Raw genomic sequence first — 14,950 nt, 5'->3', positions numbered from 1 at the left:
GGCGCGCCACTGACGCAGCATGTCTACCGCGCCGGTCGCGAACAGCATCGCCAGCAAGGCCTGCTGCTCAGCGAATATGCCTACGACGATCAGGGTCGATTGCTCGCTCACGCCGTAGGCCATCAGCACGCTTCGTTGTATCGGCGCGATTATGCCTACAGCGCCAACGGCAACCTGGAACATATTGCCGACACCCGCCACGGCCAGCGCACCTACGGCTACGACGCGCTCGACCGCTTGATCCGCGTGCGTCACTCACGCGACGAACTGCCGGAATCCTTTGCCCACGACCCGGCCGGCAACCTGCTCATGCAGGACCGCCCCGGCCCGTCCCGCGTTGAAGGCAACCGCCTGCTGATGCAGGGCGATCGCCATTACGACTACGACGCCTTCGGCAACCTGATCCGCGAACGCCGCGGCACCGGGCAAAAACTCGTCACCGAATACCGCTACGACTGCCAGCACCGCCTCATCGGCCTGACCCGCCCCGACGGCAAAACCGCGAGCTACCAATACGACGCCTTCGGCCGCCGCATCCGCAAAACCGTCGACGGCGAAACCACCGAGTTCTTCTGGCAAGGCGACCACCTCGTCGCCGAAAGCAGCCAAAGCCAGTACCGCAGCTACGTCTACGAACCCGGCACCTTCCGCCCGCTGGCACTGCTCGACGGCAAAGGCCCAAAAAAAGCCTGCCCGTTCTACTACCAACTCGACCACCTCGGCACCCCGCAGGAACTCACCGACTACAGCGGCGACATCGTCTGGTCCGCGCAATACGACGCCTACGGCAAAGTCTCGGCGATCACCCTGGCTGGCGAGGAATACCTGGACCAGCCGCTGCGGTTTCAGGGGCAGTATTTCGATGGGGAGAGCGGGCTGCATTACAACCGGCACCGGTATTACGACCCACGGTTGGGCAGGTATCTGACACCGGACCCGGTGAAGTTGGCGGGTGGGTTGAATCAGTATCGGTATGTGCCGAATCCGACGGGGTGGGTGGATCCGTTGGGGTTGAGTTCCTGTCCGGGTGGCGATGAATGTAAGCGAACTTCTGAAAAAAATGATCCAACAAGGAGAGTACAAAATGGTGAGGATCACCCAACCCTCCCTACCCCACAAACAAACCATGAGTATTTATACCGTGGCGACATGAAAGATCCCTCAGAAATTTTTGAATACGGGTTTAAAAGTAAAGGTGACAGCAATGACCTACTGCTCCACTCAATCGACAGTGACTTTCCACCCAGCAACTTCATTAGCACATCACCATCTAGAGAAGTGGGAAAAACGTTTGCTACTGGACACGGTACAAAAACCGGATTTCTCTACACACTAAAAATGATCCCAGGTCACGACCTCAAAAAGGAACTAGGTGCAGCATATAAATTCGAGAAAGAACAGGAGGTTGCCATTCCTGGCAGGATCAGAAGAGAAGACATCCTTGGCGCAACCATAATCATTGACGACGGCAGAGAATTTGGCTACTCCATTCCAAATCCATACAGGAGAATAGATAGATGATTTCCAACATCAAAGTAACAATAGGGATCAACGATAAAAAACAAGAAGTCGAACTCATCTGTGACGACACAAAGGTATCTATAACTCTAAACTTAGAAAACCAAAGCAGCCAAACTTATACAGATCGCGATTTTTATAAGTGCTTTGGATTACTGAGAAAAAGCAACCCTCACATACGTTTTTTTTGCAAGGGCTCGAAAATCAATGTGCATCCATCGAGCATGTCATCCCAAATGTCGCTCGGTTTAAAAGCATACGAATTAGTGATGGGTAAAAAACCTTCTTTGGAAGAGGTTGTTTTCATATTTGACTATGAGGAAGAAAATCTCACGAACGACCCGGAAGAGCAAAGAACATTCTATTTAAACTGGATAACGTCTTAAACCTCAATGAGAGGCCTAATCCAGGCCCCTCACCTTCCAGATAGGGGGATGAAAATCCCCTTCACTGCTCATCTTCCTCCTCGTCATCCAAGATATCATCCGCATCATCCGCATCATCCAACGGCACCGTCGCATCATCCATCAGCGACCCCGGATCCTCATTCCCCGGATCATTGATATACGGCAGCCCACTCGGGCCTTTCTCTTCCTTGCCTTCAGTTTCGGGAGTCATGGCAAACCTCATGAATTGGGGGGAGTGTATGACGTTCGAAAAGCCCCAGGGCCAATCGTTCCAACGACTGACCAACAGAAACAAGAAACCCGGCACACGGCCGGGTTTCTGTTGAATCTTAAATCAATGATGTCGGTTTTTATGTTTGTTCTTATGTTTATGACCACCACCGGAATGAGACTTCCCGCCATCGCCACCCAGATTATTGCCGACCGCACCACCCGCCGCGCCACCCAATCCTGCACCGATGGTTGACCCCGTGGAACCACCCAGGCTGTTACCGATCACCGAGCCGCCGGCTGCGCCGAGGCCTCCGCCAATGGCGGCTTCCGTACGATTGCGTTTATTCGCCCCGACGGCACTGCCCGCCGCACCGCCAACACCCGCCCCCACTGCCGCGCCTGTACTCCCGCCGAGTTGCCCGCCGACCACGTTGCCCAACGCACCACCCAGCCCGCCCCCTACAGCCGCCGTGCCGTCGCCGGCAGCCATTACGCCTTGCGAAACCAGCAATCCGAAAAACAGTGCAGATAATGACAGTCGCATATGAACCTCACAGTTCCCGAATCGGGAAAGTCCGCCCAAAAAAGGGCCTATGTAAGATTGGAGGCGCCTGAGGAAAAAACGTTCACCAACGAAAAAGCCCGATGGGGTGCACCGGGCGTTTAGGTGGAACGGGATTAAACCTATTTCAGGACGAAGACAGACGATCAGTCTCAGTGGCGCTTGTGACCTTTCGACAGATTACTGCCCACCGCACCGCCAGCCGCACCACCAAGACCCGCACCGATGGTCGCACCGTTCCTGCCACCGAGGCTGTTGCCGATGATCGAACCACCGGCCGCACCGACACCGCCGCCAATGGCTGCTTTGGTCCGGCTGCCTTTACGCGCCCCCATTGCACTTCCTGCGGCGCCTGCCACGCCAGCACCAATCGCTGCGCCATTGCTGCCGCCCATTTTCTGGCCGACCACGTTACCCAGCGCGCCACCCAGGCCACCGCCGAGCGCAGCTGTGCCATCACCAGCAGCCATTGCACCTTGAGCAACCAGAAGCCCAAGAACCAGAGCAGGCAGTGTTAAACGCATGACAAAAACCTCAAAAATTGGGATGACACAAAAGGCCGGAATTCAATGCTGTTGGTACGCACTCAGCGCCGATTGGACAGCGATTTCGCAAAAGGTTTTATCGCAGGCAAAAAAAAGCCCGCTGGGGAGACGGGCTGGAGACTTGCTTTCTAACGGATGGCTTCACCCTACTTTGAAAGACGTGAAAAGTTTGTGAAAGCATTGCCAACCCACCCGCCATCTGTAGGAAATTTCCAGCCTACTCGTCAGACACAAAAAACCCCGCTTGTTGGCGGGGTCGCTCGCTGCAGGACTATTTTCGGGCACGAGTCGCGACCCTGGGCAGGAACTTTGCCTTCGGTCCTTTTGGCGCCGCGGACTTGATCTTGCCGATCTGAACCGGATCCTCGCCAAAGCCAGCCTGATAATCGGTCTGGCCGCATCGTACGCAATTGTTCAATGGAAACTCAGCGCCATCGTCTTCGATATACGGATCAGTCATACCTTCGCCCCTGAGAAATGGGTCGACACCAGCAAAGCTCTTTTGCCTGAAAAAATATCGACCTCCAAGACTTTTGAGACTAGCTGGTCATTCCTGGACTTGCGGTTCAGATCGACCCATGCCCGACGAGCGGCCTACACCCACTGAAAACAACTTAAACACGGTGACAGCGAAATCTATCGGCCACCGAGTTTGGGCCGATAATCAGCGCAACTTGACCGCTGTCCCTGTTGCGAACACCACAACCATACCGCCCTTGCCCGCAGGCATGCTGATCTCGAAGTCCACTCCAACCAAAGCGTCCGCCTGCAAGGCACGCGCTCGTTCCTTGATCTCGTCAGTTGCCTGGATACGCGCCTCTTTCAACGCACGCTCCAAGGTCTGAGAGCGCCCACCAAAAAAATCCCTCATCCCCGCAAACATGTCGCGAATCACGTTCACGCCCTGCACGGATTCGGCACTAACGACATCCAGATAAGCCGTTATTTGACGCCCCTCGATTGAGGGCGTGGTGGTGATAATCATCCGATCAATCCTTGTCATACCTGAAAAAAGTGATTATCAACTGAGTCGAGCTTGAGCGCTTGCTCTGTTGATCATCACGCCTAATGCTGGGTCACGGGAAAAGTCGCTTGGATCATAACCGCTGCCTTTGCTGCCTCAGAGATCTACAAAACCAACAACAAACCTAAAGAAGCCGGGCGCCGAGGGATTATCCTCGATGCCGCGTTGGCTGAACTGAATATATCGATGCTATGCGGCCCCGCCGCCCCGGTTTACGCAATCGCAGTTGTGGTTGCGGGAAGCGTCGCAGGAAGCATCCCAGGCGACTATGTGGCGGATCGTTTTGATGAGGAACGGGAGGCCTCCCTTTCGCCACTCATCCGCCACAGGGCGAATTCCACCAAGCACTGCGTATTGATGTCGGTGTCATTGAGCTTGCCGAAGGAGCTGACAACGAGGGCCGTGAGCGTAATCTTTTGGGTCTTGCCCAGCGGCCGCGCTTTTTCGACTTCGCGCAGGTACTGATCAATCATCTCTTTGGCAGTTGCGCCCTTGCGGCTCGCCCGCTCGATAGCGCCAGGCTCATTGAGTTCCGATTCACGCTTACAAGCACACGCTTGCGCAGCCTGTTTCCGGGCGAAGGTCTAGCTCTCTTGGTAGACTTGCACTCCAGCGCGCTTGATGCGGATCTGAGCAGTGGAGCTCACAGACCCATCTGCCAGTTTTCTTGCCCTGATAGCTGCCATATCGAAAGTGGTACGCGTCGGTTTTGATGTGGTAGATCGCACCACCGAGACCTGAAAAACGCCTGAAAACGCCCCAAAACACGCCGAAAACACGTTGAGTAAAATGGTACAGAATCATAGCCTTAGCCCAGTAAAACCAATGCCTACGCTGTCTCGGCGCTTTAGTGTTGCCCCCATGATGGATTGGACTGACCGCCATTGCCGGTTCTTCCTACGCCTGCTGTCGAAGAACGCCCTGCTCTACACCGAGATGGTCACCACCGGCGCGCTCCTTAACGGCGATCACGAACGTTTCCTCCGTCACAACGAAGCCGAGCATCCGCTGGCGTTGCAGCTGGGCGGTAGCGTTCCGTTGGATCTGGCCGCTTGCGCGCGGATGGCTGAGGAACACGGTTATGACGAGGTGAATCTCAATGTCGGCTGCCCAAGCGATCGTGTGCAGAACAACATGATCGGTGCGTGCCTGATGGGACATCCGCAACTGGTGGCCGATTGTGTAAAGGCGATGCGCGATGCAGTGTCGATTCCGGTGACGGTGAAGCATCGAATCGGGATCAATGGGCGCGACAGTTACGAGCAGTTGTGTGATTTCGTCGGGACGGTGCGGGATGCCGGGTGTACCAGTTTTACAGTCCATGCGCGGATTGCAATTCTGGAGGGGTTGTCGCCGAAGGAAAATCGCGACATTCCGCCGTTGCGCTATGACGTTGCCGCACAGTTGAAGGCGGATTTTCCAGAGTTGGAGATTGTGCTGAACGGCGGGATCAAGACGATAGAGGCTTGCCATGAGCATTTGCAGACCTTCGACGGTGTAATGCTAGGGCGTGAGGCTTATCACAATCCGTATTTGCTGGCGGAGGTGGATCGGCAGTTGTTTGGTAGTTCAGCGCCGGTGATCAGCCGCGCTGAGGCGCTGGCGCAGTTGCGGCCTTATATTGCCGAGCATTTGCTGGCCGGTGGCTCGATGCATCACATCACTCGCCATGTGCTGGGCTTGGGCACCGGGTTCCCGGGGGCGCGCAAGTTTCGTCAGTTGTTGTCGGTGGATATTCACAAGGCCAAGGATCCGCTGGCGTTGCTGGATCAGGCGGCGGAGTTGCTTGAAGGCCGTTGATGCCCTCCCCTCAAACTGGCCAGGCGAGTTGATTCGCCTGGTTTGATCCTCATCCCGCCGCTGCCGCCGTCCAGTTCACCCAGCCGAAGAGCCACGTTGCCAATATCAGCAAGCCAAACGCGATCCGATACCAGGCGAACGCGGCGTAACTGTGGTTGGCGATGAACTTGAGCAGGCCGCGCACGGCGATCATCGCGAAAATAAACGCAGTAACGAAGCCGAGGGCGAAGACTGGCAGGTCACTTTGCTGAAACAGGTCGCGGTACTTGTAGCCTGAATAAACGGCGGCGCCTACCATCGTTGGCATGGCGAGGAAGAACGAGAACTCGGTGGCGGCTTTGCGCGACAGACCGAACAGCAGGCCGCCGATGATGGTTGAGCCGGAGCGCGAGGTGCCTGGAATCATCGCCAGGCATTGTACGAAACCGACCTTTAGCGCGTCAGACCAGTGCATGTCGTCGACGTGATCGACACTCACTACGTGATTACGCTGTTCGGCCCATAGCATCACAACACCGCCGACGACCAAGGCCACAGCGACGGTGATGGGGTTGAACAGGTATTGATGGATTTTGTCAGCGAACAATACTCCCAGTACAACGGCGGGGAGAAAGGCGATCAGCAAGTTGAGGGTGAAGCGCTGAGCATTACGCTCAGTGGGCAAACCTTTGACGATGGCGAAGATCTTCGGCCGGAACTCCCAAACGACGGCAAGAATGGCCCCCAGTTGAATAATGATGTTGAAGGCCATTGCGCGTTCGCCGCCGAAATCCAGCAAGTCGGCGACGATAATCTGGTGGCCGGTACTTGAGATAGGCAGGAACTCGGTCAGGCCCTCTACCGCACCTAATATCAACACCTGGAAAAGGGTCCAGAAATCCATTAATCCTCCGTCAGAGTGCTCGTGGCGAGCGACCCGTTAAAACTGCACTCAGAAATTGAGTATCTGTATTGAAACAATTGCTATATCGGCCCATTGCTGAGTAGGCGACGCAGAATATGCCTTATTAAAAGACACACTCAAGCCATGTTAGTAATCGTCCGCCTACGAACTACTCGGAAAATATTTAGGCACTTTAATAGAAAAAGTTTGCCAACCGGGAAAAGTGTGATCAATATCACACTCTCTTCGATGGCTAGATAATGGCAAAAGGACACAAGACAGTAATGGCCACTGATTCAAAATAGTGGCACAATTTCATATTGCCACCATCTAGCAGCTAGTTCAGCCCCCCGAGAAAATCAACTAAAAGCATGAAATGCTTAATTATTGTTATAAAACTCGGGAGCCACGTCTAAAAATCGCGTGAATGTTACCAATTGTCAGTCACAGATGAGAATTAGTGCTTTAACATCCCGATGTCAGCACTTAATTCGAGTCAATGCATGATGCTCTCAGGGAACTTGGCGACTAGAAGTCCGCGCCCGACAAACGATGAACCCGGCGTTCTCACTCTGGGTCGAACCCGTGGCGTGGCTGAACATTTTAGAGCACTGATCGCCCGGCACATACGAAGCGATATGGCACTGGATGCCAACGCCTACACTAGTTCATATGAGCAGAATGAACACCCTGGTTCGTATCGAGCCATCTTCATTGTCATCGACAGCCCCCAAGCTCTTGAAGAGAATCTTGCGCTGGTGGAGAGCCTGCGCACCGACAACTTGAAACCTATCATTTGTGCGGTCATCAGCGGTCGCGGCGCCTTCAACAAGATCAAGTATTATCTGGCCGGGGCGGACTTTTGTATCAAGGTCAACACTCCTTGCGACGATGGCGCCGAGTCACTTGGCGAATTCTTCAACAGTGAAGAATGGCAAAGAGAAGTCAATCTGACACTCGACCCCACTCGTATCTGCCTGATGGATACCAGCAAGAAGCTGGATATTTCTTTCGCTGAAATGAAGATCCTGGAAGCCTTTGCGCAAACCAGTAATCACATCCTCAGCCACGATGAAATCGCCGATATCATGGGGCTCAATACCAATTTCTACGACCCCAGGGCGCTGGAAAAATCAATCAGCCGCTTGCGTGGAAAAATCAAGGACATGTATGGTACGAACGCGATTCAGAGTATCCGCGGCTACGGCTATCGCCTGATGCGCGGTCTGATATCGACTGCCTGACTCAAGGGCACCATCCCTTTTGCATACTTACGAAGGATCGTCTGATGCAACCATATAGCTCTAGTTATACCTCACGTCTACTAATAACAAAGCGCTTGAATGAGCACGCCAACATAATAATAAATTCAACAACATAGCAGCAGATCGAGTGGAATTCATCGAGGGCTATCATTGGGCCCAGACCCTGCCTATCGATTACTTCCAAGGAAGTCATTGCTCGCCTGCCGATTTATCTTTTAGCCATTTTTGGTGTGTATTTAGGAGAGAGACATGGAAACTAGTACAACCCTCCCAAGAAAATATTTTGTTGTCGTGACTCACAGTACAAGTTCGCAGCGTGAACTTGAGAGCATGTTGTCCAGCAAGCGCTTCAATTCGTTTGGTACGTCTCAGGCACAAATGTTTATTGAAGGTGCTACTTCGCCCTCTTCCGCCCCCATGCTGATGGAGTTCACCTACCCAAACGGCACCCGAAGAAACGTCGCCCGTACGATTGAACATGACACACAGCGAATATTAGCCACTCTTGAGTCCGAATGGCTGGCTGCACAGTCGGCGAATCCATTTCACAGCGTCTCGGCAAACACGCCTCCAGTCATCATGGGCGACACGCCTTGCAGCGAAACCTGGCATCTCGATAATGATCAGGGCGCACTGAGCAAAGAAGGCGTCGAAATCAGTCTGACTGGCCTGGAAACAGCATTGGTCAAGAAAATGCTTAACCATGAAGAGCGTGTTGTCAGTCGCGATGACCTGATCCTCAGCATCGGCCGAGAGCCGGAGCAGTATCGCGGCCTGGAAATGTGCCTGAGTCGCCTGCAAGACAAATTCAAAAGCGCCAGCAATGGTGAACGATTGTTCCGCGCCGTAAGAAATCGCGGTTATTGCCTCATCCAGGAAATCGTCGCGTAAACACGGCGACCGTTCCGTACAAAGCAAACAGATAACAGTGCGACTACAAAAACAAGAAGAGCACTCTGTTTGACTTTACCTCCCTTCGCTAAATAAGACTTCCATGCCTCCACCCCTCCAACAGTAACAAAAACGACATCATCTATTCACCCCCTCCTCCACGACCTTTTCTAACACCCCTCTATTTAATTATTTAAAAGTTGGCACTGTGCCACCTTGTTAGAACTCGTCAGACACCATTCCCGACAATAACTTAGTCTATTGATTGACGACAGTTCGACCTATCGACGTTGTTACCTCAGGACACTCGTTAAAACAAAAACAATAACTCTGACTAACAACTCGGCTTTCAACTGTTGAAACCTGAATGGACGTCTTTTGGGGATATCGTATGGATCTTTCTCTCAGTATCAATCGAAGCGCAGGCCTCAAAGGACTGACCTTTTGGGGCCAATGGGCGCTGGCACAGGGCTTTGTTGTAACGCTGTTGTTCATACTGGCTGAGCAGCACACCGGTACCGTCGCGTTCTACTACCGAATGTGCGCAACACTGGCGGTATTGGCCTCGGTCCCGGCCTACACGTTTAGCGGCGTTTATCGCAAACGCGACAACTACCTGACCGGGTTGGGTCGGCTGTTGATGGGCTGGTCGATGACCATGGCGGCGCTGGCCTTCATCGCCTTTGTTTGCAAGGCCGATGAACTGTTCTCACGACAGGTGATTCTGAGTTGGGCGGTGTATGGCTTCCTGGGTCAGGCACTGCTGTACGCGCCGCTGCATGCGTTTTCGAAGTTCTATCAGCGCTCGCGTAAAAGCGAGCACAAGACCCTGATTGTAGGAACAGGCGAACTGGCACTGGGCTTGGCGAAGAAGCTCAACCAACTGGAGAACCTGCCGTTGGTGGGTCTGGTCAGCAACGGCGATCTGCCGGCCCTGGACTCGGACGCACCGCGCATCGTCGGCGCTCAGGAAGAGTTGCTGGCGCTGATCGAGGCCCACGACATCCGCCGCTTGTACATCACGCTGCCGCTGTGCGAAGCGGCGAAAATCGAAGCGATGTATGTCGATTTGCTGGGGGCCAACGTGGACGTTGTCTGGGTGCCGGATCTGAACAGCCTGACGCTGCTCAATCACTCGGTGAAAGTCGTGGACGGTCTGCCGGCGATCTACCTGAACGAGAGCCCGCTGACCAGCCGCCCGACGGCGGCCCTGAGCAAAAGCCTGATGGAGAAAAGTGTGGCGCTGCTGGCCATCATCCTGCTGAGTCCGGTGCTGCTGGTCATTGCGCTGGCGGTCAAATTCAACTCGCCCGGCCCGGTGTTCTTCAAGCAGGATCGCCATGGCTGGAACGGCAAGGTGATCAAGGTCTGGAAATTCCGCTCGATGCGTATGCATGATGACCGTGAAGTGAAACAGGCCAGCCGTAACGACTCGCGTATTACGGCGGTCGGCCGCTTTATCCGTCGCACATCGCTGGACGAGTTGCCGCAATTGTTCAACGTGCTGCAAGGGCATATGGCCCTGGTGGGGCCGCGTCCACATGCTGTCGCGCACAACCATTTTTACTCGGGGAAGATCCTTGCCTACATGGCGCGTCACCGGATTAAACCGGGGATCACCGGGCTTGCTCAAATCAGCGGCTGCCGGGGTGAAACGGACACCATCGACAAGATGCAGAAGCGTGTTGAGATCGATCTGCAATACATCAATAGCTGGTCATTGTGGCTGGACCTGAAGATCCTGGTGAAGACACCGTTTACACTGCTGTCGAAGGATATTTACTGAGGTTGAGGGCTTAACACCGCGAGGGGACGAAAGTCCCCTTTTTTGTGCCTGTTGTTTGGGGGGCAGGCGACATCGATGCTGAATGTGCCGACGCCTTCGCGAGCAAGCCCGCTCCCACAGGGATTCTCGGCGGGCCGGGAGGTTGTGATTCGGCAGATAACACGGTGGGAACGTGGCTTGCCCGCGATGGCGGTGGGTCAGGCAACTTTAATGCTGGATGTGCCGACGCCGTCGCGAGCAAGCCCGCTCCCACAGGGATTCTCGGCGGGCCGGGAGGTTGTGGTTCGGCAGATAACACGGTGGGAACGTGGCTTGCCTGCGATGGCGGTGGGGCAGGCGACATCGATGCTGGATGTGCCGACGCCTTCGCGAGCAAGCCCGCTCCCACAGGGATTCTCGGCGGGCCGGGAGGTTGTGATTCGGCAGATAACACGGTGGGAGCGTGGCTTGCCCGCGATGGCGGTGGGTCAGGCAACATTAATGCTGAATGTGCCGACGCCTTCGCGAGCAAGCCCGCTCCACAGGGGTTCTCACCGGTTTAGCGAGGGTTACTCGGTGATCTTCTCGAAGTTGCGATAGAACATGTCCCCTTCCCTGCTATCGGTCATTGAGTGCAATTGATAGCTGCGATTGAGCCTTGCGCCACCGTCACGAGTCAGTGGCGCCCACACCAGGTTGGCGCGACGCATAGTGGACATGCTCATCATTTCGTCGAACGGAATGGACAGGTAGATGCCTTTGTCGAAGCTACCTTCACCGTACTCGGCACTGCCGGCGGTGGTGATCGTCGCCCAGGCCCCAAAGCGTACGCCGTTGAAAAACTCACGCGAGATGTCCAGCGTGCCGCCCCAGTCTCCGGCCAGGTAACGGCCGACGCTGACGGCCGCCAGCGTGTCGTAAGGCAGGTCGGTGTAGCCCGTGATGTGCCCGGTCACTACCGAGTAGTCACGCAGCGCGAAACCCTGATCAAAATCGCGCTGACGCACGTAGTTGAGATCCGCTCCCACCGACCAACGCTCACCCGTCGGACGGAACAGTACTTCCCCGCCAACCCCGGCAAACATCGACTCCAGATACCCGCCGTAAACCATGCCGTACAGGTCTTTATCCAACTGTTCGGCATGGCTGACCTGGAACAACGGCATGGTCACTTCGGAGGTGGTCAGGTATTGACGTAAATCCGTGCGCACACGCGGCAAGCCGCTCGGCGCGTCGTAGGAGAACTTGTCAAAGTTGTTCGCCAGGTTGGCACTGAGCAGGCCGCTCCACCAAGTGTTGCGGTTGAAGCGGTATTCGGCGTCCGCATCGGCACTGAACTGATAGAGCAAACCATCGGGGCCGCCAACGTTCTGTTTGAAGCCCAATCCAACGCCATAACTGAAGTGCTGCGGTGCTTCGGTGTAGAGAGTCTTCTCGTTGCGCGGCATCGCCGGGTTGATCTCGGTGGTGCGGTGCAACGACTCCAGCGGCTCTTCGTTGTTGATCACTTCACGGAAGGTCTGGCGCGGTACGCTGGTTTCTTCCAGCGGCAGGTCGTAGCGTTTGTTGACCAGGGTGAACCAGTCGATGTCGTCGTTGACGCTGTTGTCGAGAACCCGGCTCGCACGGCCGACAGCCTTGGACGAATGGAAGTAGCGCTGTTGCTCGCCATACACGACCAACTCGCGATCCCGCTGGCTGATGCGTTCGACCTTATAGCCGGCATTCTGCTGCAGGCGTTGCGACACGTCGGCCCAATTGACCTGCTCCATCGACGTGGTCGGCATTTTTGCCGGCAACGGCTCTGGAGTTGGATCGTACGTTTTGGCCGGGGCTTTGCGGCTGACGAAATTGGTGTGGAACGTCACGCCAAACATCGCCGTATTACCACGCTCCCACGCCGCACTGAGGTCGATCGAATCGGTGACCTTGAACACCGCACCGAGGTTGATCGGCGAGTCCTGTTTGATCACGTTGTCCTTCGGTTCGCTTTTGTAGTCGTTGCCTTCGTATTCGAGTTTCAGGCTGAGGCGATCCCAAGGCGTCTGGTAGCTCACGCCGCCAAAAAGCGAGGGGCTGCCGCGAAAGTACGAACCGGCGTTGACGTCACCGGTACCTTCAGTTGCCGGGCGGGCTTTGAAACGGTCATCGGCGTAGCCCAAAGGGTTGTCGAAGTCGCCGCGATTGCCGATATAGCCCCACGCGATACCGGCGCTGAAATCGAAGTTGTCGTAGCGCTTGTTGGCGACGAAGAACTCACTGGAGAACAACCCCGTACCGCCGATATCTCGGAAGCCCAGCGCCACTTCGGGCGCCCAATGACTCTCCTGCCACAACCGGACTTTGGCGTCGACCGCCTTATCCTTATAGCTCTGGCTGCCACTCAGCGCCTCGGAGCCGTAAGGCCGGTTGGTGATTGCGGTGTAGCGAAAGGAACCTTCGAGCCAATCCAGCGGCTGCAACGAAACGCTGTAGCGGCTGTAAGGCTCGGTGCGGTTGGCGTTGACGCTCAACTCGCCGGCCGGCGCCATGCGCGCCGTCGGCGTTTGCAACAGCCCCGTGCCACCGAAGTCATTCTGGGTAATGCGCGGCTCGGCATGAACCAACCCGCACGGTAATAAAAACACAGCTGCAAACCGTAAATTCAACGAACCACCTCAACCAACTGCGTGGCAATCAATTCAGCCAACTGCTGATTCAGCTCAGGAACAGGCGGATCAAGATCATCATTTTTTACCGGTACAAGAATCTTGCTGCCGGCAACGGGAAGCTGGCCGCTTTCGCGATTCCAGTGGGCAATGCCAACGCGCCGCGAAGTCCCGTTGGGCTGGATCAGCCACAGATAGTCAGCCTCGGCATCGGCCAGAATCGTGCAGCCTTGCAGGTAGTCGCGAGCCTCCTGCAAGGGCTGATACGGCAAGTGGCAAGGCTCGGCGACTGCACCAAGCACTTCAACTTCGTCGACCCGCTTCGGGTAGATCAGCCGATCACCGTCGTCGAGACGAATGTTGCGCGCAAAGCCAACTTCCAATGCCACCGGATCGAGATCGGCGATCTGCCGGCCAGTGACCGGCATCTGCCGGACGTCCTCGATCAACCGCGCAGCCAGCGCTGCGCGACTCGGTCGATCGAAGAGCAAGGCCATACGCCGCAACACATCCAGATCAAACAGCACACCGGCCTTGAGCCGCGCCTGCTCTTGCAGCAGTGACTGACGCAGCAGCACACCCGCCAACCAATAACCCTCGGCATTGGGCACGGCCTCGTTGATCACATCGAGCAAGCGCCCATTCGCCGGCAACTCGACCGGCCCGGGATTGGCGACATCACCACTGACGGTGACGGCGGCGTGGCTCATTACGCTGGTCAACATCAGACTCGCCGATAACATACCGAGCCGCTTCACGGGATGTGCCTGCGGTCAGGCGTCAGTTGCACAATCTTCACGCGTAACTGCGAGGTCAGTTGTTGCTCGCTCTGCATAATGAAACCGTCACGCGGATCGACCCAATAACGATTGGTCGCCCGCAGGCCGATGGCCGGGGCGTCAATCTGCTCATCGACACGCAGCACGGTGTAGTCCTTATCAAGAATTCTGAGGGTTTGCGTGGATCGGAGGGAGAAGCGGCTGTTGACGATGACGCCGACCTCCTGGCCTTTGTAGAGGTCGATCCAGCGCCGCGTGGTGTAGCCATCCGCAACCCGATGCAGGCCTTGTTTGAACGGCGAATCGTCGGACTGACGCGTGCCATCCAGATCGCCCTCCAGACCCAGGCCAACACTGCGCACGGCGAGGCCATTGCGCAGCAGCAACACCTGCTTGCCGGAGGCGACCCAGAACTGCAGATCCTCACGCTCGCGCACCAGCGCCAGCACCCCGGAGCCGGACGGCGTGGTCAGTTTGAGTTGCGGATAATTGACCCCGGCCACCTCATCCGGCGACACATTCACTTCATCCGGGCCGATTACCGCGGCTTTGAGGTTGTTCAACGAAGCGCTCATCAACGGGTTGCAGCCACACAACAACGTGGCCGCTATCAGGCAGACGCCCACTTTCAACGTGTTCACAGTCGGCGG

15 protein-coding genes and 1 pseudogene are annotated in these 14,950 nt (G+C 55.8%); 6 read left to right on the top strand and 10 right to left on the bottom strand.

Going from position 1 to position 14,950, the window contains the following annotated elements; translation table 11 throughout:
• Together ACIOU6_RS23950 and ACIOU6_RS23945 are read left to right on the top strand one after the other, a co-directional pair.
• On the top strand, nucleotides 1-1,521 hold a 1,521-nt coding region (locus ACIOU6_RS23950; RefSeq protein WP_401139076.1), incomplete at its 5' end, for an RHS repeat-associated core domain-containing protein.
• Complete coding sequence (locus ACIOU6_RS23945; protein WP_221734418.1) at nucleotides 1,518-1,904, top strand: hypothetical protein; 387 nt, start codon at nucleotides 1,518-1,520, stop codon at nucleotides 1,902-1,904. The genes ACIOU6_RS23950 and ACIOU6_RS23945, both read left to right, overlap by 4 nt.
• Nucleotides 1,905-1,965: 61 nt before the next feature.
• On the opposite strand, the gene ACIOU6_RS23940 is transcribed toward ACIOU6_RS23945, so the two are convergent.
• The 6 genes and pseudogenes from ACIOU6_RS23940 to ACIOU6_RS23915 form a co-directional block, all read right to left on the bottom strand.
• Nucleotides 1,966-2,136: a hypothetical protein gene (locus ACIOU6_RS23940; RefSeq protein ID WP_401139075.1), complete on the bottom strand. Its 171-nt coding sequence runs from the start codon at nucleotides 2,134-2,136 to the stop codon at nucleotides 1,966-1,968.
• A gap of 123 nt (nucleotides 2,137-2,259) precedes the next feature.
• Nucleotides 2,260-2,682: a YMGG-like glycine zipper-containing protein gene (locus ACIOU6_RS23935; RefSeq protein ID WP_221734416.1), complete on the bottom strand. Its 423-nt coding sequence runs from the start codon at nucleotides 2,680-2,682 to the stop codon at nucleotides 2,260-2,262.
• 170 nt (nucleotides 2,683-2,852) lie between these two features.
• The gene (locus ACIOU6_RS23930) at nucleotides 2,853-3,224 is read right to left on the bottom strand and encodes a glycine zipper domain-containing protein (RefSeq protein WP_221734415.1); all 372 of its coding nucleotides are present in this window, start codon (nucleotides 3,222-3,224) and stop codon (nucleotides 2,853-2,855) included.
• A gap of 292 nt (nucleotides 3,225-3,516) precedes the next feature.
• The gene (locus ACIOU6_RS23925; RefSeq protein WP_260456240.1) at nucleotides 3,517-3,705 is read right to left on the bottom strand and encodes a hypothetical protein; all 189 of its coding nucleotides are present in this window, start codon (nucleotides 3,703-3,705) and stop codon (nucleotides 3,517-3,519) included.
• Between the two features lie 204 nt (nucleotides 3,706-3,909).
• Complete coding sequence (locus ACIOU6_RS23920; RefSeq protein ID WP_221734375.1) at nucleotides 3,910-4,230, bottom strand: YbjQ family protein; 321 nt, start codon at nucleotides 4,228-4,230, stop codon at nucleotides 3,910-3,912.
• 347 nt (nucleotides 4,231-4,577) lie between these two features.
• Nucleotides 4,578-4,955: pseudogene (locus ACIOU6_RS23915) on the bottom strand (site-specific integrase); the annotation flags it as partial.
• Between the two features lie 139 nt (nucleotides 4,956-5,094).
• On the opposite strand from ACIOU6_RS23915, the gene dusA reads away from it, so the two are divergent.
• Nucleotides 5,095-6,069, top strand: coding sequence for a tRNA dihydrouridine(20/20a) synthase DusA (gene dusA, locus ACIOU6_RS23910; protein WP_401139074.1), 975 nt, complete (start codon nucleotides 5,095-5,097; stop codon nucleotides 6,067-6,069).
• A gap of 49 nt (nucleotides 6,070-6,118) precedes the next feature.
• Here the strand turns inward: dusA and ACIOU6_RS23905 are convergent, their stop codons facing one another.
• Entirely contained in the window at nucleotides 6,119-6,952 is an 834-nt protein-coding gene (locus ACIOU6_RS23905; protein ID WP_221734377.1) for an undecaprenyl-diphosphate phosphatase, read from the bottom strand.
• A gap of 503 nt (nucleotides 6,953-7,455) precedes the next feature.
• On the opposite strand from ACIOU6_RS23905, the gene ACIOU6_RS23900 reads away from it, so the two are divergent.
• The 3 genes from ACIOU6_RS23900 to ACIOU6_RS23890 all read left to right on the top strand — a co-directional run bounded on the left by ACIOU6_RS23900 (nucleotide 7,456) and on the right by ACIOU6_RS23890 (nucleotide 10,894).
• Nucleotides 7,456-8,196, top strand: a complete 741-nt coding sequence (locus tag ACIOU6_RS23900) for a winged helix-turn-helix domain-containing protein (protein WP_221734378.1) — start codon at nucleotides 7,456-7,458, stop codon at nucleotides 8,194-8,196.
• Nucleotides 8,197-8,466: 270 nt separating this feature from the next.
• Nucleotides 8,467-9,108, top strand: coding sequence for a helix-turn-helix domain-containing protein (locus ACIOU6_RS23895; protein ID WP_221734379.1), 642 nt, complete (start codon nucleotides 8,467-8,469; stop codon nucleotides 9,106-9,108).
• 391 nt (nucleotides 9,109-9,499) lie between these two features.
• A complete protein-coding gene (locus ACIOU6_RS23890; RefSeq protein ID WP_401139073.1) occupies nucleotides 9,500-10,894 on the top strand; it encodes an undecaprenyl-phosphate glucose phosphotransferase in 1,395 nt (464 codons plus the stop codon).
• A 548-nt stretch (nucleotides 10,895-11,442) separates the two neighbouring features.
• On the opposite strand, the gene ACIOU6_RS23885 is transcribed toward ACIOU6_RS23890, so the two are convergent.
• Genes ACIOU6_RS23885 through ACIOU6_RS23875 form a run of 3 tightly spaced genes read right to left on the bottom strand, consistent with a single transcriptional unit; the run spans nucleotide 11,443 to nucleotide 14,941 of the window.
• Nucleotides 11,443-13,521 (bottom strand): YjbH domain-containing protein, encoded by a 2,079-nt coding sequence (locus tag ACIOU6_RS23885; protein ID WP_401139072.1) that lies wholly within the window; start codon nucleotides 13,519-13,521, stop codon nucleotides 11,443-11,445.
• Nucleotides 13,518-14,246 carry a capsule biosynthesis GfcC family protein gene (locus tag ACIOU6_RS23880; protein WP_260456036.1) on the bottom strand — a complete coding sequence of 243 codons (729 nt, stop codon included), beginning with the start codon at nucleotides 14,244-14,246 and terminating at the stop codon, nucleotides 13,518-13,520. The genes ACIOU6_RS23885 and ACIOU6_RS23880 overlap by 4 nt, the downstream gene beginning before the upstream one ends.
• A gap of 29 nt (nucleotides 14,247-14,275) precedes the next feature.
• Complete coding sequence (locus ACIOU6_RS23875; protein WP_401139071.1) at nucleotides 14,276-14,941, bottom strand: YjbF family lipoprotein; 666 nt, start codon at nucleotides 14,939-14,941, stop codon at nucleotides 14,276-14,278.
• Nucleotides 14,942-14,950: the final 9 nt, after the last annotated feature.

This window comes from Pseudomonas sp. NPDC087615 (genome assembly GCF_044743445.1).
GTDB classification, from domain to species: Bacteria; Pseudomonadota; Gammaproteobacteria; order Pseudomonadales; family Pseudomonadaceae; genus Aquipseudomonas; species Aquipseudomonas baetica_A.
Note: the sequence above shows the minus strand (reverse complement) of the source record. Positions and strands in the feature narration are given on the sequence as shown.

Bases quoted from the DNA above. Each gene is read 5' to 3' on its own strand.
- ACIOU6_RS23895 (WP_221734379.1), top strand. From the start codon at position 8,467: ATGGAAACTAGTACAACCCTCCCAAGAAAATATTTTGTTGTCGTGACT.
- ACIOU6_RS23940 (WP_401139075.1), bottom strand. From the start codon at position 2,136: ATGACTCCCGAAACTGAAGGCAAGGAAGAGAAAGGCCCGAGTGGGCTG.
- ACIOU6_RS23905 (WP_221734377.1), bottom strand. From the start codon at position 6,952: ATGGATTTCTGGACCCTTTTCCAGGTGTTGATATTAGGTGCGGTAGAG.
- ACIOU6_RS23925 (WP_260456240.1), bottom strand. From the start codon at position 3,705: ATGACTGATCCGTATATCGAAGACGATGGCGCTGAGTTTCCATTGAAC.
- ACIOU6_RS23935 (WP_221734416.1), bottom strand. From the start codon at position 2,682: ATGCGACTGTCATTATCTGCACTGTTTTTCGGATTGCTGGTTTCGCAA.
- ACIOU6_RS23900 (WP_221734378.1), top strand. From the start codon at position 7,456: ATGATGCTCTCAGGGAACTTGGCGACTAGAAGTCCGCGCCCGACAAAC.
- ACIOU6_RS23880 (WP_260456036.1), bottom strand. From the start codon at position 14,246: ATGTTGACCAGCGTAATGAGCCACGCCGCCGTCACCGTCAGTGGTGAT.
- ACIOU6_RS23920 (WP_221734375.1), bottom strand. From the start codon at position 4,230: ATGATTATCACCACCACGCCCTCAATCGAGGGGCGTCAAATAACGGCT.
- ACIOU6_RS23890 (WP_401139073.1), top strand. From the start codon at position 9,500: ATGGATCTTTCTCTCAGTATCAATCGAAGCGCAGGCCTCAAAGGACTG.
- ACIOU6_RS23930 (WP_221734415.1), bottom strand. From the start codon at position 3,224: ATGCGTTTAACACTGCCTGCTCTGGTTCTTGGGCTTCTGGTTGCTCAA.
- dusA (WP_401139074.1), top strand. From the start codon at position 5,095: ATGCCTACGCTGTCTCGGCGCTTTAGTGTTGCCCCCATGATGGATTGG.
- ACIOU6_RS23945 (WP_221734418.1), top strand. From the start codon at position 1,518: ATGATTTCCAACATCAAAGTAACAATAGGGATCAACGATAAAAAACAA.